This is a genomic window from Acinetobacter calcoaceticus DSM 30006 = CIP 81.8 (assembly GCF_000368965.1).
In the GTDB taxonomy this organism is placed as follows: Bacteria; Pseudomonadota; Gammaproteobacteria; order Pseudomonadales; family Moraxellaceae; genus Acinetobacter; species Acinetobacter calcoaceticus.
Window position 1 is genome coordinate 450,394 of the sequence record NZ_KB849780.1, and the last position, 15,147, is coordinate 465,540.

Annotated in this window: 13 protein-coding genes; 6 read left to right on the forward strand and 7 right to left on the reverse strand. The window is 37.6% G+C overall.

The genetic code is table 11. The features are described 5' to 3' along the window. Window positions 1-70: 70 nt before the first annotated feature. Window positions 71-1,156 (reverse strand): hypothetical protein, encoded by a 1,086-nt coding sequence (locus F936_RS07065; RefSeq protein WP_005046179.1) that lies wholly within the window; start codon window positions 1,154-1,156, stop codon window positions 71-73. Window positions 1,157-1,394: 238 nt separating this feature from the next. On the opposite strand from F936_RS07065, the gene F936_RS07070 reads away from it, so the two are divergent. Continuing rightward, window positions 1,395-2,018: a TetR/AcrR family transcriptional regulator gene (locus tag F936_RS07070; protein ID WP_005046181.1), complete on the forward strand. Its 624-nt coding sequence runs from the start codon at window positions 1,395-1,397 to the stop codon at window positions 2,016-2,018. A gap of 22 nt (window positions 2,019-2,040) precedes the next feature. Here F936_RS07070 and F936_RS07075 read toward each other — a convergent pair whose 3' ends face one another. Next, complete coding sequence (locus F936_RS07075) at window positions 2,041-3,060, reverse strand: AraC family transcriptional regulator (protein ID WP_005046183.1); 1,020 nt, start codon at window positions 3,058-3,060, stop codon at window positions 2,041-2,043. Between the two features lie 107 nt (window positions 3,061-3,167). Between F936_RS07075 and F936_RS07080 the strand changes: the two genes are divergently transcribed. Beyond that, the gene (locus F936_RS07080) at window positions 3,168-5,408 is read left to right on the forward strand and encodes a fatty acid desaturase (RefSeq protein WP_005046187.1); all 2,241 of its coding nucleotides are present in this window, start codon (window positions 3,168-3,170) and stop codon (window positions 5,406-5,408) included. Window positions 5,409-5,522: 114 nt separating this feature from the next. Here the strand turns inward: F936_RS07080 and F936_RS07085 are convergent, their stop codons facing one another. Then, window positions 5,523-6,674, reverse strand: a complete 1,152-nt coding sequence (locus F936_RS07085) for an alpha/beta fold hydrolase (RefSeq protein WP_005046190.1) — start codon at window positions 6,672-6,674, stop codon at window positions 5,523-5,525. 360 nt (window positions 6,675-7,034) lie between these two features. Between F936_RS07085 and gltS the strand changes: the two genes are divergently transcribed. Then, the gene (gene gltS, locus F936_RS07090) at window positions 7,035-8,270 is read left to right on the forward strand and encodes a sodium/glutamate symporter (RefSeq protein ID WP_003650798.1); all 1,236 of its coding nucleotides are present in this window, start codon (window positions 7,035-7,037) and stop codon (window positions 8,268-8,270) included. Window positions 8,271-8,479: 209 nt separating this feature from the next. Further along, a complete protein-coding gene (locus F936_RS07095) occupies window positions 8,480-10,306 on the forward strand; it encodes a monovalent cation:proton antiporter-2 (CPA2) family protein (RefSeq protein ID WP_005046193.1) in 1,827 nt (608 codons plus the stop codon). Between the two features lie 125 nt (window positions 10,307-10,431). Here F936_RS07095 and F936_RS07100 read toward each other — a convergent pair whose 3' ends face one another. Next, complete coding sequence (locus tag F936_RS07100; RefSeq protein ID WP_005046196.1) at window positions 10,432-11,265, reverse strand: SDR family NAD(P)-dependent oxidoreductase; 834 nt, start codon at window positions 11,263-11,265, stop codon at window positions 10,432-10,434. Window positions 11,266-11,315: 50 nt separating this feature from the next. Beyond that, the gene (locus tag F936_RS07105) at window positions 11,316-11,693 is read right to left on the reverse strand and encodes a DoxX-like family protein (protein WP_005046200.1); all 378 of its coding nucleotides are present in this window, start codon (window positions 11,691-11,693) and stop codon (window positions 11,316-11,318) included. Window positions 11,694-12,540: 847 nt separating this feature from the next. On the opposite strand from F936_RS07105, the gene F936_RS07110 reads away from it, so the two are divergent. After that, on the forward strand, window positions 12,541-13,095 hold the full coding sequence (locus F936_RS07110) for a TetR/AcrR family transcriptional regulator (protein ID WP_005046202.1): 555 nt from the start codon (window positions 12,541-12,543) through the stop codon (window positions 13,093-13,095). Between the two features lie 93 nt (window positions 13,096-13,188). On the opposite strand, the gene F936_RS07115 is transcribed toward F936_RS07110, so the two are convergent. Both F936_RS07115 and F936_RS07120 read right to left on the reverse strand, forming a co-directional pair. After that, a complete protein-coding gene (locus F936_RS07115) occupies window positions 13,189-13,596 on the reverse strand; it encodes a tautomerase family protein (protein WP_005046204.1) in 408 nt (135 codons plus the stop codon). Next, complete coding sequence (locus F936_RS07120) at window positions 13,587-13,904, reverse strand: carboxymuconolactone decarboxylase family protein (RefSeq protein WP_004643395.1); 318 nt, start codon at window positions 13,902-13,904, stop codon at window positions 13,587-13,589. Before F936_RS07120 ends, F936_RS07115 begins: the two co-directional genes overlap by 10 nt. Before the next feature lie 93 nt (window positions 13,905-13,997). Here F936_RS07120 and F936_RS07125 point away from each other — a divergent pair, with 93 nt between their 5' ends. Further along, window positions 13,998-14,882, forward strand: coding sequence for a LysR substrate-binding domain-containing protein (locus F936_RS07125; protein ID WP_005046206.1), 885 nt, complete (start codon window positions 13,998-14,000; stop codon window positions 14,880-14,882). The last annotated feature ends 265 nt before the right edge of the window (window positions 14,883-15,147 follow it).

Genomic DNA, 15,147 nt, shown 5'->3' on the forward strand with positions numbered 1-15,147 from the left:
TAATAGTGGTATGAAAACCATGAGTTGTTTTAATTTAAGCGTCATATAAAAGCTTGTATAAAGTTTTTACTTAGCAAAACTTTAAGTTTCCGTAGCAGTTTTTGATGCCTATCTGTCCAGAGTCAATAGGATTAATAATTAACTCTCTACCAACTAATCCTCCTAATGCCTCGCCAAGTCCTACATCAATCCGCTGTTGTGTTTCGATATCCGTGAGTAAAACTTTAGGTAAAGAAAGCCACCATCCTGGTTGAGCGGCAACAGTATTGTCGAAAGTTCCTGTACTTATTTTTTGCCAACGAATGGCCTCTTTTTGTAAGGATAGTGATGTGTCACTAGTAGGAATTGTTCCTGCTGCATCCTGAGCTAGTAAAATTTCATGGAAACCAGACAGAGGATAATCTTTTAATGTGGCATTACTTAGGGTTAAACCTAAAGGTAGATCTAAGAGACCTAATACTCTTAATGGACCAGTTTTAGCGACTACATTATCCAGCGTTGCGGATGTAGAGCGGTTAAGAATAAGCGGTTTGTTATAATCATTAATATGTGCTTCTGTAGAGATCAATCCATTTTCAATCACTACATTTTTCAGAACAGTATTAGTAAGCGTTAAATTCAAATCACCAGATAAAGAGTTAATTCCTCCTGTGTCATCAGCTAATGTTGTTAAATCCGTATTTGATCCCAATCCAAGTTTGCCTAATATGCCTAATGCCCCAAGTCGAAAGCCAACAATTTCTCGAGTAGAAGCACTGTTCGGCGATTTTATAGCAAACTCGATAAAAGGATTAGTAATAACGGCATCTGATCCTGCATAGCTACCATTTACGGGGAGGACACCTGCTAAACTAATATTTTCAATATCAATGTCACAACCCACTCCTTTAGTCCCACCGCAACCTAACTGTAAACGTTTAATATTGGCATTTAACTCTACTTGTGCTTCCATTCCGAGACGATAAAAACCCACATCTGTATTTGGATTACCATTTTGATTAGCTGCAATATTGGTTAGATTAAATAATGCTTGACCAGTTACACCAGATAAACTTTTGTCATCTAAGCGATTAAGTTCGGCGTTTACAAAGGAACTGACCAACATCAATGGTATTGTAAATAACAAAGCCTGTTTTATACTTCTAAGATTGTTCATATCAGTTCCTTTGCTTAAAGATAATTAGGCTCAAGAGAAAAGTTAAAAATTTACTTTATGAGCCCAGTATCCTTTGCTTCACAGCCTTATTGTTTGAGTGTGATTCTAGGTAATTGTTTTGTTTAAGCATTCTTACTGAACATAAATAGGATTTATCTTCTGGGGAGGATAAAACTACAGTAAAAGCATAATGTGTTCAGTGTACACATTATGCTTATAATATGTGCGCGGTGTCAACATGCCTTCTATACAATCTCAAAAGTCAAATTATCATCATGGAAATGTACGTGAAGAATTATTAAATGCAGGACTAGTTCATTTAAAAGATAATGATGCCGAGAGCCTTAGTTTTCGAGAAATGGCGAGACAAATTGGAGTAAGTGCCAATGCGGTATATCGGCATTTCGAAAATAAAGAGAGCTTTTTAGCAGCATTGGCAGCAAAAGGATTTCAGCTCTTGCAAGAGGAGCAAAGCCAAACGTTGCAAGATGCTAATTCTCAGCCAGAGGCATTAAAATTATTTGGTTTAGCCTATATTAACTTTGCAAAAAATGATCGAAATCTCTTTGCTTTGATGTTTAATCCTGACTTACAAAAGAATGAAGCACTTGAGTTAAAAGAGGCAGTGGGTAATACATATACTCAGTTACATCAATTAACTGCTTCAATATTGGGTGTGGATGAAAATGATGCTCAAGTTGAAGTATTAGCAATGTTGAGTTGTAGCCTTGTACATGGCCTATCTCATCTTTTATTAGAAGGGCGTTTGGCTGAATCAGAAGAAAAAGCGAATAATTTAGTCTTATTAATTATGAATTATGCAACGAGTTTGCTTACTGGAGCTGGCGCGGATAAGCATTAAAATATTAAATACAAATCTAAATTTATTTTTGCCACCTAAAATTTCGGGGAGAAATGCCTTTCCAACGTTTAAAGGCTCTGGAAAATGCTGAAACTTCGGAATAACCCAATTGAATAGCAACTTCTTCAACTGTTAAATTGGTGGTTTTAAGTAAGTCTTCGGCTAAGTCTTTACGAATGTCATCTATAAGCTGTTCATAGGTAACTCCTTCAATTGCGAGATGACGTTGTAATGTTCTGAGGTTGACCTGAAGATGGGCTGCCATTTCATCAATTCTGGGCATTTGTGAGGGTTGTTGGAGTAAAATATTTCTGACCTTTTGGCTATAGCTGCCTAGAGAACTTCTTCGCGTCCAAAGTTGTTGGCATTCTTCTTCATAACGTGCACGAATAAATGGGTCTGCTTGAGGTAATGGTAAATCAAGCAAACTGCTTTCAAAGATAATACAGCTACGTGGTTGATTAAATTGAATTGGATATCCTGTTAATTCGGGAAATTTATCGGCATACACAGGTGCAGGTAAAGCAACATTAATGCTCATTACAGGAAACTGTATAGGCAAGACATCTCGTTGAATTGATATAACAGTTATAAGATCTCTTTCAACCAGAAAACACGCTAAGTCATCAGGTAATTGGCTATGATCAAAAATCAGTAATGTATATATATCTTCCTGAATAACTTCTAAATTGCAAAAAATGGAACTAAGTTGAAAGTATCGCATAGCAAAATGCAAAGCTTCTTTCATTGTCTGACTACTAAGAATGGCAAAACCCCATGCACCAAATGTGGTTGTATGGTGCCTTAGACCTGCTTCTATACTCAAGGGAAGTGTAGGATCTAGTAGTTTAAGTAAGTTTCGAATAACTAAAAATTCTTGTTCTGCTTTTACCTCAAAGTTAGGTTGCGATAAATCATTCAAAGAAATATGCGTGTTTTCTATACAACTTTCAGATGTTAAGCCATGTTGCTGACCTATCATAAGCAATATGCGAATAGCACTGATACTGCGAGGAAAATCCCAATATAATTGTATAGACATGCTTTATGTGTCATGAAATGTCAAGTTTGGTAGTATAAAGTCATTCTGCTAATGTTCAAAACTTTATATCTTTTCGGATAGGATCAAATCCGATAGGGATATATAAAATGCTAAATAATAAAGACGGCAAGCACGAAAGTTTAACGGCAGCTTTAAAAGCTTTATATGATCAAACTAAAGCAAAAGTTGGTGATGCAGACCTAGCACATATCAGAAATGTTGCCGCTTACTCTCAAGCTATCAAAGCGCGTAGTAATGAGTTGATCCAACAAGGTGGAAAACCTAATGCCATAATGCGTGGCGCGATATTAGGTGCATTGCATACATTACTTGAGTTTTCTGAACTTGGTCATAACATCATGCATGGTAGTTATGATCATTTGTCAAATGCAGGGTCTTTCCATTCTGAACGGTGGGTTTGGAATTTTATGGTGGATCCTTATGAATGGCGTGTGATGCATCATCAAAATCACCATCCTTTTACTAATATCGTTGGCGTAGACCATGATTTGGGATATTCCTTTTTACGTATTAAGCCAGGTCAGCCATGGTATGGTCACCATACTTTGCAACTTCCACTGTTGTGGGTTTTATTATTAACAACACCTAATCTTGTATTTTCTCTTTTTACTGGAGCATCAGCCGCTAAAACAGAAGGGCATAAAGTACTTAGTCGAACAACCATTGAACAAACTTTAAAACTGACAAAAAAATATATTACTCAGCATTTTTGGAAAGATCCTCTTTCTGTTTCTCCTCATCGGATATTGCCGACATTTTTTGGAAATTATCTCAGTACAGTTTTGGGATATGATTTGACGGTTGCAGTCTTATTTTTGGAACACCATTCACCGAATGTTGAGTTATTTAGTGACCCGGGATTGAGTGAAACAGAAGAAGAGTATTTTCGCCGTCAAGTTTTAGCGACGAGTAATTTTACGCCTTATGCCCAACTTGATAATTATTTTAAAACATTGTTGGAAGAGGAAGTTGAATTCGATAATCCACCTGCATTTGATGTGTTTTATGGTGGATTGGACACGCACTTAGAGCATCATTTATTTCCAGACTTACCATGTAATCGTCAAAGAGAAATTCAGCCCTTTGTTAAAGAAATCTGTTTGCAGCATGGCTTACCTTACAATGTTATGTCCCTTGAAGATGTTGTGCCAGATATGATGGTCAATGTACTCAAATTGGCGAGTCCTGTAGGCGAGCAAGAAAGAGGAAATTTTTTTAAAATACTAAAAAATCCTAAGGAGTTATTACGTCGAGTCGTATATGGAGCCCAATATAAGCTGCCAGATAATATGACGTATTTAAATAAGCCTCTTTTTTATAATGTACCTGTTAAGGTCCTTGCTGTTTTTCCGCAAGCAGGAAATCAGGCATTAATGATACGTTTTGAAAAACCTCAAGGATGGGAGAGCGTAACTTGGGAAGCTGGTGCATTTATTTCCGTACGGGTGGAAGTCGAAGATGAAAGTCTGGTTCGACAATATAGTTTGTTAAGAGACAGTCACGAGGCTGATAATTGCTTGGAAATTGCTGTCAAACGTGTAGAGGGCGGACGTGTTTCGAATTATATCAATGATCATATTAAGAAAAATTCACATATGATTTTGGTAGGAGTACCGCAGGCCTCTCCCGATTTTATGATGAAAGAAGTACCTAAACAGATCGTTTTTCTTGCGGGTGGTGTTGGTATTACACCAATTTTGAGTATGTTACGTAAGGCACGACGTGAAGCTCCACATAGCCAAGTTAGGTTACTTTATTTTAACCGTAATGAGAGATCTATTATTTTTGAACAAGAATTACGTGAAGTTGCCAACTTATCTGGTTTTGATGTGCATTTTATATGTAATGAGATAGACCCTAATTATCCGATTTCAGGGCAAATGTATGAGGCGAAACTAAGTGCTGAATTACTAGCTAAAGTTGTTCCCGATATAACAGCACATGAAGTGTATGTTTGTGCTCCACCAGGATTTATTACTGCCTCAAAATCTATGTTACTGGATTTAGGATTACCTGAAATACAATTTCATACAGAGAGTTTTACCCCTCCGGTAGTAGAGCACCCAACTGATGGTAAAGACCATGTTATCCACTTTGCACGGAGTGGTATTGAGATTGTAGTTGATGGCGGAACAACGCTATTAGAAGCTGCACGTTTGGCTGGCGTTAATATTCCATCGGGATGTGAAAGAGGGTTATGCCGTGCTTGTGTCTGTAATAAGCTACAAGGTGTTACTACTTTAGATCAATACAAAGCACAACCAGATTTACGAATTACCACCTGCAACAGTTTGCCTCGTTCGGATAAGTTGGTACTGGATATTTAATATCTTTGAAGATGGAATTATTAATTTTTACTTTAAAGCTTAAGAGTTAATCACCACAATAATACAAACCAGCGTATGGCTTGCTACGCTGGTTCCCAATATTGTTTAAACGAACTAACCTGAACGCTCAACTAACCAATTACTTATTTCAGGCCAGACCGCCGTAGGTGCTTGGCTTCCGGAAACAACACCCATGTGTCCACCCGGTACGACCTTAAACGTTTTATCTTGGCTGCTAATTAAATCCATGAGTGGCTTAACAGCATCAGCGGTCACAATAATGTCCGTACTACCACCCAGTGCTAACACCGAACATTCAATATCTTTTAAATAGGCTGTAAGTTCACCGAATTTCACTACACCGTTGGATAATTCATTATCAATCCAGAAACGAAGGATGATGTCACGCATGACTCCACCCGGATACGCCAGCATGTTGTCGATAAATGAACTAGAAGTTGCGTGGTCAATAATAAATTCTCGGTTATCGAGATTTTTAAAAAGTTCCCAATACGTTTTTAGATTTCCAATCGGGTCAGTTAATTTAAAGCCTAGCGTGTTTTGCCATCCATGAATATGAAATGCCTTACTCGGCACATGGTGACGAATACGAAACGGCGTATGTTTGCGAACCCATTGGGCAGGTTTGGTTAAGCTGCCATAGAGTTTGCCCATATATCCGGCTTTATGCGTATCGATAGGGGAAGCTAAAATAATTAGGTTTTTAATATCTTTGTCTTTAAATAATGCGGTATAGCAGAGTGAAAGTGCACCGCCTAAACTCCAGCCATGTAAAGAAAGCTGTTGTTGACCACTGTGCAAGCGGACCTGCTTTAACATTTCAGGCATAAAGACTTTAATGTAGGTGCCGAAATTGTATTTTGCTTGATGTCGGGTGGGCACGCCCCAGTCAATCAGATATACATCAAAACCTTGTGCTAAAAAGAAGCGGACAAAGCTGCGTGTAGGGAACAAATCATAAATGAGCATGTTAACTGCTAGCGGCGGAACGATAACTAACGGTACACGGTGTTTAGGTGTAGAAGTATTCGTCTCATTTCTATAATGACGTAAGCTAATAATTTCATGCTTATAAATCACGTCAAAGGGCGTTTTTCCTGACAACGCAATTTGAGGACCTCTAAAAAATAGATCCGATGCATTGATCAGCATGAGAGGTATTTTTTGACCAGCACGTGTCTGAAGAGATTTTTTAATCGACTGTAGCTGTGGAACGTTCTGTCGAACTTTAAGCAATAAACTCATTGAACATAAAACCTATAAAGATGTTGCCCAGAACAATAACGAGCTGGTCTTTTAAGGATATTAAAGGGAATGAGAGCTAAGTTCAGTGACTTAAAAGACAGGATTTTTTGCTTAAGGTATCAAAGCATAATTATTTTTAATTGAGAATATTTTTGGTTAAGATTTTGAAATTAAATGATTAAATTGATCTTGTTGGGTGATTTTGTATAAAATATTTAAAAATTTAAGTTTTTCTTAAGAATGGTTGAGATTTAATGGTAGGGTAATTTTGTAAAGTTTGTTTGTGTTTTCTTTACATATTAAAAAATAAAATATAATTATTTTACAATCCGTTAGGAATGTAATTAGAAAGTAGTATATATGGAATTTGTTTTTAATGGTTTTTATACACTAATTTCGGCGGTCATCGTTCTATTGTTGGGCCGCTTTCTTGTCAATCGGATTGATTTTTTAAAACGCTATAATATTCCCGAACCTGTAGCAGGTGGTTTAGTTGCTGCGGTCGTCTCGCTACTTGTCCATACCATATGGGGATATAGCATTGTTTTTAGTAGCGAATTACAAACCAGCTTTATGCTCGTATTCTTTGCTTCTATTGGTTTAAGTGCCAATTTTATGAAGCTTAAAGAAGGCGGTATGGCTTTGGTTATCTTCTTAGTCTGTGTAGCGTCTTTTATTGTTGTGCAAAATGCGGTGGGCATGAGTCTTGCGACGTTGCTTGGTCTTGACCCACTCATTGGCTTAATTGCGGGTTCAATTACCTTAACAGGTGGTCACGGTACAGCCGGAGCTTGGGGTGAAATTTTAGAAACTCAGCATGGTATTCAGGGTGCTCTAGCTTTAGGAATGGCGAGTGCGACTTTTGGTTTAATTATTGGTGGTGTGATTGGTGGCCCATTAGCAAAATTGCTTATCAATCGTTATAGCCTTGCTCAACCAAAAACTAATGCTGAAATCCAACAGCGTGATGGTCATGTTGAACAAAATTCGGATGACCTTGCACCATTTGAAAACCCACATCAAGTACGTTTAATTACTGCCGATAATGCAATTACTACGCTAGGTATGTTTGCAGCGTGTTTGGCATTTGCTGAATTTATGACAGGCTTTAGTAAAGGTACTTGGTTTGAGTTACCAACCTTCGTTTGGGCATTGGGTGGCGGTGTAATTCTAAGAAATATCTTAGAAAGCGTGTTGAAAATTGATATTTTTGACCGTGCGATTGATGTTTTTGGTAATGCATCATTATCACTTTATTTAGCAATGGCATTGCTTTCATTAAAGCTTTGGCAACTTGCAGATTTGGCTGGGCCACTTGTGGTGATTTTAGGTGCTCAAACCATTACGATGGCGTTATATGCTGCTTTTGTGACCTTCCGTGTTATGGGTAAAAACTATGATGCAGCGGTGTTGTCAGCAGGGCATTGTGGTTTTGGTATGGGTGCAACGCCAACAGCCGTTGCAAATATGCAGGCGATTACTAACATGTATGGACCATCGCATAAGGCATTTTTAATTGTTCCGCTTTGTGGTGCATTCTTTGTCGACTTAATTAATGCGACAGTCATTCAGCTCATGTTGAAATTCGTTGTTTAATAAAAAAAAGCCCGTCAGGGCTTTTTTTACGAGTGCTTATTTATGAATATTAAGATAAAGAGATATTTCATTCATACATATAGGCTCAATTTTTATTTTCGGGTGATTTAAGTCATTTTATTTTTAGGATGCTTTTTCTCAAAAGTAATAATCGCCCTTAAACATAGTTTCACATAGAATAAATTGCAGATAAATAAAATGAGAAATGTATGAGCTCAGAAGCACATTCAATTAGCTTGGTTGCCCCTGTGGTTTTATTGGCAGCGGCTGTAATTGCAGTTCCTATTTTTAAACGTATTGGTTTAGGTTCAGTATTAGGTTATTTAATTGCAGGTCTGATTATTGGCCCATTCGGTTTCGCTTTTTTCCAAGATTCCACCGCAATTTTACATATTGCCGAGTTGGGAATTGTGATGTACCTATTTCTGATTGGTTTGGAAATGCAGCCGTCACATTTATGGAGCCTTAGACGCGAGATTTTTGGCCTTGGCACACTACAGATCATCATTTGCGCACTGGCTTTGACTGGCGTCGGGCTGTTATTTGGTTTTACGTGGCAAGTTGCTTTTATTGGTGCAGCAGGATTTGTATTAACGTCGACTGCTATTGTGATGCAGTTATTGGGCGATCGGGGTGACTTGACTCAACCTCGCGGACAAAAAATTGTAGCCATCTTATTATTTGAAGATTTACTGATTGTACCATTGCTCGCTATTGTTGCTTTTATGGCACCTAATCATGTTGTCGAAAGCACGTCTGTACGTTTAGAAAATATAGGCATTGGTTTAATCGCAATTGCAGGTCTTATTGCGGCAGGTTATTGGTTACTTAACCCATTATTTAGACTCTTGGCTGCTGCTAAAGCCCGAGAAGTGATGACTGCCGCAGCATTATTGGTTGTGTTGGGTGCAGCGTTGCTCATGCAAGTCAGCGGTTTGTCTATGGCGATGGGAGCTTTCTTAGCTGGCGTGCTTTTATCTGAATCAACGTTTAGACATCAAATTGAAGCTGATATTGAACCATTCCGAGGAATCTTGTTAGGCCTGTTTTTCCTTGGGGTTGGCATGTCATTGGATTTATCAGTGGTTGCTCAAAACTGGCAGCTCATTGTCAGTGGTGTAATTGCCCTCATGCTTGCCAAAGCTCTCATGATTTATATTGTCGCCCGAATAACGAAAAGCCCTCATACTGAAGCGTTGGACCGAGCCTTACTCATGGCTCAGGGCGGAGAGTTTGCCTTTGTACTTTTCTCTGCTGCATTAAGTGCCCAAGTCATTGATGGTACAATTAAATCTAATCTTACCGCTATTGTTGTGCTTTCAATGGTGTTGACTCCAATTGTCGGTATTATTTTTAAACGGTTTACTCAATTTAAAGCGAATGTTTCATTAGAAAACGTCAATATTGCCGAGGGTTTAAGCGGTAGCGTTTTAATGATTGGATTTGGGCGCTTTGGACAGGTCACCAGTCAACTATTATTGGCAAGAGGGGTAGATGTCACCATTATTGATAATAATACGGATATGATTCGAAACGCTGAAAAATTTGGTTTTAAAATTTATTATGGCGATGGCTGCCGCTTAGATATTCTACATGCTTCTGGTGCTGCAACAGCACAAGCGATTGTGGTGTGTGTAGACAGTAAAGAGACAACCAATAGAATTGTAGAACTCGTCACACATGAATTTCCTTTGGCGAAATTATTAGTCCGTTCATATGACCGCGAGCACTCACTGCATTTAGTCAAACAAAAAGTAGACTTCATGATCCGTGAAACGTTTGAATCTGCGATTAAGTTTGGAGGAGTTATTTTACAAGAACTTGGTGTGGATGAAGACGAAGTAGAAAGAATTACTGAGGAAATTCGAGATCTTGATAATGAGCGCTTTGAAACTGAAATTGCAGCAGATGATGTAAATGCGGGAGTAGGTATGCAATATACACATACGCATCCCCGACCAACAGCACCATTGATTCGACCAAAACGGGAAGGGCGGATTTTAAATAAAGAAGGTAGCTCAGATAACGATTCTTGATGGGTAAAGAGTTCAGTAGAAGCGCTCTTTAGAAGAACTTTTACTGAACAATAAACCTGATGCGCCTATCAATCAAACCATCTTAACTGAGTGAGATTAGATTTTTAGTCACATTATAAGCCCGACTACAAATGCTCTAAAGCTGTGCCTTTAACTGGGTTTCTACGCCAGTAATAATGCTGCAAAAATCTAAGGAAAAGCTTCCACGGCGTGATCCACGCGATGCGTCGGTTGGCTTTTTTATTTTGAATAATTTGTTTTGCTAAATAAGCACAAACAATTTCTGGCGGATCAATCACAAAGAAAAATAACCGTTTCATCTTTTTCCAGTTTTGGATGTTGCCATTGGTCCAAGAAGAAACTAACAGGTCGGTTGCGACCATGCCCGGGCTGAGTGTGCCAGTTAAAATAGCTGTCGATTTTGTTTCTTTATAAAGTGCTTTACTGAAATAACTTACAGCTCGTTTTGTGGTTGCATAAGGCGTCATGCCTGCACTCCATTCGCCGTTGCTTCCCCAGCCTTCCATATTAAAGATTTGACCATAACTTTGTTTAAGCATTCCCTGTAAAGCCACTTGCGACCCCAACATTGTGCCTAGAATATTAGTTGAAACGGCTGCGTTTAATTCATCAGGTTGAAGGTCAACAAAGTCTTTGGTTGGATGACAGCTTCCTGCATTATTAATCCACACATCGACTTGCCCGAAGCGCTCAATTGCACCATCCCATAGGGTTTGCACATCAGAAATTTGAGTCACATCGCAACACAGGCCAATGAATTTTTCTTTATTGAAATGAGTTTCTAAATGAGAAAGAGCCTGTTTAAGATGCTCAGGGTTACGTCCAGCAATGACAACAGAACATCCAAGATCTAAAAAAGCATGGGCAAGGGCTAAACCAATACCTTTTGTACTGCCTGTAATGACCACACTGCAAACTTCGGTTTTGGGTAAACTCATTGCACTCTCTATATAAAATCTTTAAAAATAGTTAAATGAATGGCTGTAAGTTAATTTTGCTCACTTAATAAGATGAGATAGACAATAGATAAACTTATCATTGAAAGATTCATTACGATAGGGTTGTAGGGCAAGATCAGGGTAGAGGGTATTAAAAAACCAATTAAAAGAAGCAGTCCAAGCAAACCCAAAATACTTAAATAATGAATATATTTATGTGCAGTAAATAGAAAACATAAACCAAAAATCATTTCAGCAATACCACTCGCATGGCCTGCAAGTTTTGCATGTTCAAGAGATAGTCCTACCCATTGCCACACAAAAATTTCATCAGAATTAAGAAATAGAAATTTCGGAACGAGACCCTGATAGATCCATAAAAAGGCTAGCACAAGGTTTATAAATTTGAAGATATTAATATTTTTCATGGAGGTACTCTAAAACTTTAAAATGTATATAATTCATATTCGTTATGGTAGGGCAGAAGAGGGACGCCTTGTGCGTGCTGGAGTCTAACCAGTCTGTCAACCCTCTTTTGCTCTGCTACCATTTATTTAAAACCATCAAAATCAGCAATATGCTGCCTTGTAATAAATAAAAAATACAGTTAAATATGCATCTTAAAATAAATTTTTTTAAATGTTTAGCAGAACTATCATTCAGCTTAATTAATGATTAGTTAAAGTATCTAATTAAATGAAAAACAATAATTATTTAACCAATTTCTAGCCAATATCACATTGACACTCTAAACCCTGCCGATTATCCTTTGCCTGCTGACCTACATTGTCAGCCGGCTTTGACAGGCTGTTTTTCATCTAGGGCACCAAGAAAGTAATTTTTTGGTGGCGAACTCGTTCGTCCCCCCTTCGTAGCGGTAGGACGGAGGTGGGACGCCTTGTGCGTGCCGGTTCCTAGATGACTGGTCTGTCAACCCACCTTCGTTCTGCCACCATAATTATTTGACAGTAATTCGGTAGAACTTCTATTTCATCTAGGAGTCCGCCATGCGTACTATTTCTTCTTATTTTTTGGCCTTTGCCAAGCTCTCTCTATCCATACCGCTCAACTGGTCTTTAAAACGGTTTAAACATTTATAGGTTTAGCCTTTAGATCGTTACGACTAAAAAATCATATCAACAATAAAGCTTGAGATAGGTTGGCGCATCCTTTGTGTGCAGCTTTCGCATGCCTGTTTTTAGCACTCATTTTAAGAGTGAAGGCCTTTCTATCTCTCTTATATACAACAAAAAATTATCTTTAAGCAGAATGTTTATGCCAAATTTAGAAAATTCATTTAGAGCATTAAGAGTGCTCCACGCGGCAAGAGATCTATTTAATCAACATGGTTTTCATAATGTAGGTGTCGACCGAATTATTGCTGAAGCCAGAATTTCCAAATCCACTTTTTATAATGATTTTCACTCTAAAGAAAAGCTCATCGAGATGAGCCTAACTTTTCAAAAAGATGCATTAAAAGACGAGGTGTTTTCAATTATCCATTCATATCGTGAACTCATGTTGTTTGATAAGCTCAAGAAAATTTTCTATTTACATGCAGATCTAGAGGGCTTTTACCATTTGCCATTTAAAGCGATTTTTGAAATTGAAAAGCTTTATCCAACCGCTTATAAGGTTGTAATTGACTATCGAAATTGGCTCATTGATGAAATTTATAAACTACTTTTAACACTAAAAGTTACAGCTTCAATTGAAGATGCTCACCTGTTTTTATTCGTGGTTGATGGCGCTATGGTTCAGCTTTTAGGGGAAAATCAGGTAGATGATCGAGATAGATTATTAAACTATTTTTTAACTATGGTTAATTAAGAATCGGCGAATGAAAAGCTCCTTATTTAAGGAGCTTTTTTTAGATCTTAATTTAAATATCTCACTAAAATAATGCATTGGGCTTGTATTTATTTATGGTGAATTCAAGCTTTTCAAATAAAGATCAGCACGTTGTGCATGACCAAAGCACCAATCTTCTGCACTATTTTGCACAATCACAAACATGACATCTTGTTCTGGAACATCAAAATTCTGTTTAAGCTGTGCTGTAACATGCAGCATTAAATCTGATTTTTGTTGTGCCGTTCGGGGCTTGCCTGAGGTGATATAAAGTAAGATGAACTTTTCAGTACGTGCGGTTTTAACCCAATAATCAGGATCAACAAAAACCTGTTCTTGCGGTATTTGCTCAAAAATATGAAAACAATCATTTTTAGGCGTATCGAAATAGTTTTCCATACAAGATTGCACAACTTTAGATATTTGCGCTTTTTCTAAATCGGTATATGGATAGCTGGTTGTAAAACGAATCATGGGCATGACCATATCTCCTCTGGCATATGTTCAAGTGCTGAAATAGCGGTGGGCAGTCCTGCATAGAAAGCAAGATGGGTAGTAACCTCAATAATTTGTTCCTTAGAGATCCCTTGGCTTAGGGCATTTTTGATATGCCATTCAAGCTGTGAATAGCGACCCTGCAAAATGAGCGCCGAGATTGTAATAAAACAGCGTGTTTGAGTATCAAGGATTGGTCTTTGCCAGATATCTGCAAACAAATAATCCTTGCCGAGCTCATAAAGTTTGGGAGCGACAGTTTCTAAATTGTTGATATCAATTTTTCTAAACATCTTAAAACTCTGGGTTGGGGGATGTTGTAGTGACTATGGCAGTTTGTTATATTTTAAAAAATCAAAACTTTTTGAACCTATAGTTCAGTTTTTATGAATGATTATGTGAAAGTACCCACTAACCTTGACTTAGATGCCTTACGGGCATTTGTAAAAGGTATAGAGCTAGGCAGTTTTTATTTGGCTGCTCAAAACTTATGTCGTTCTCCGGCTGCGATTAGTGCTCAATTAAAAAAATTAGAGCAGCAGACTGGGTGCCAATTATTAAGAAAAAACGGAAGATTGTTAGAGTTAACACCGAGCGGTGAATTATTATTTAGTCATGCAAAAACTGTGTTGGCAATGAATGACAGGGTACTTTTACAACTTCACCTGACTCAAGCGACAGGGGTTATTCGCTTTGGATTACAAGAAGATTTTGCTGAAGGTACGCTACAACAATTAATTGCTCAGTTCATGTTGCAATATCCTAAAGTGCAGTTTCAAATTCAGGTCGATCGAAATCTTAATTTATTAGAAAAAGTACAAAAACAAGAGCTGGATTTGGCACTCATCTGGCAACAAGATGAAGCCCGTGAAAATTTTTATGAATTGCAGAATGTAGAAACAGAGTGGTTATTTTGTTCTCATCCACACATCCAGCAGATTCTTGAAAATAAAGCTTCTATTCCGCTCGTGGTATTACAGCAGCCTTGTATTCTAAGACAAATGGCAATTCAGGCGCTTGAAGAGAAGGGCTTGGAATGGCACATTGCCTATGAGTGCAATTCTGTTCAAGCTTTGTGGCCTGCTGTACGCGCAGGCATTGGAATCAGTTTAAGATCATTGTTTCAAATACCTTCAGATATCAAGATCTTAAAAAGTGCTGAATTACCTCAACTTAAATCTTTATCGTTTGGACTTTATTCTAGTTCAAAATTAGAATCTGGTTATATTGTTCAGCAATTTCAAAAATATATTGAACAGCATCTTCAATAATTTTTCTGTCTAAAAAGTTGAATTTAATTAGATAGTCTTTGGTTTAATTTGTATTTTCATTTAACTTGGTAGCAAAGAGATTCTCTATAAATTATTTTGGGTAGCGGTAAAATAATCAAAATTTTCATTTTTCTTCTATCTTTCTTAACTTGAATGTTGATATACCAATGCTATAAGTTAAATTTTTGGAATGATATTTGCGTGTTAGGAGTCATTGTTTTAGGTAAAACAAGCTCGTTGAAGGATGTAATACAAATTATAAATT

What these genes read in the sequence shown, in the direction of transcription:
- gltS (WP_003650798.1), top strand. Translation starts at nt 7,035, where the DNA reads ATGGAATTTGTTTTTAATGGTTTTTATACACTAATTTCGGCGGTCATC.
- F936_RS07125 (WP_005046206.1), top strand. Translation starts at nt 13,998, where the DNA reads ATGAATGATTATGTGAAAGTACCCACTAACCTTGACTTAGATGCCTTA.
- F936_RS07085 (WP_005046190.1), bottom strand. Translation starts at nt 6,674, where the DNA reads ATGAGTTTATTGCTTAAAGTTCGACAGAACGTTCCACAGCTACAGTCG.
- F936_RS07120 (WP_004643395.1), bottom strand. Translation starts at nt 13,904, where the DNA reads ATGTTTAGAAAAATTGATATCAACAATTTAGAAACTGTCGCTCCCAAA.
- F936_RS07075 (WP_005046183.1), bottom strand. Translation starts at nt 3,060, where the DNA reads ATGTCTATACAATTATATTGGGATTTTCCTCGCAGTATCAGTGCTATT.
- F936_RS07105 (WP_005046200.1), bottom strand. Translation starts at nt 11,693, where the DNA reads ATGAAAAATATTAATATCTTCAAATTTATAAACCTTGTGCTAGCCTTT.
- F936_RS07100 (WP_005046196.1), bottom strand. Translation starts at nt 11,265, where the DNA reads ATGAGTTTACCCAAAACCGAAGTTTGCAGTGTGGTCATTACAGGCAGT.
- F936_RS07080 (WP_005046187.1), top strand. Translation starts at nt 3,168, where the DNA reads ATGCTAAATAATAAAGACGGCAAGCACGAAAGTTTAACGGCAGCTTTA.
- F936_RS07065 (WP_005046179.1), bottom strand. Translation starts at nt 1,156, where the DNA reads ATGAACAATCTTAGAAGTATAAAACAGGCTTTGTTATTTACAATACCA.
- F936_RS07070 (WP_005046181.1), top strand. Translation starts at nt 1,395, where the DNA reads ATGCCTTCTATACAATCTCAAAAGTCAAATTATCATCATGGAAATGTA.
- F936_RS07110 (WP_005046202.1), top strand. Translation starts at nt 12,541, where the DNA reads ATGCCAAATTTAGAAAATTCATTTAGAGCATTAAGAGTGCTCCACGCG.
- F936_RS07095 (WP_005046193.1), top strand. Translation starts at nt 8,480, where the DNA reads ATGAGCTCAGAAGCACATTCAATTAGCTTGGTTGCCCCTGTGGTTTTA.
- F936_RS07115 (WP_005046204.1), bottom strand. Translation starts at nt 13,596, where the DNA reads ATGCCCATGATTCGTTTTACAACCAGCTATCCATATACCGATTTAGAA.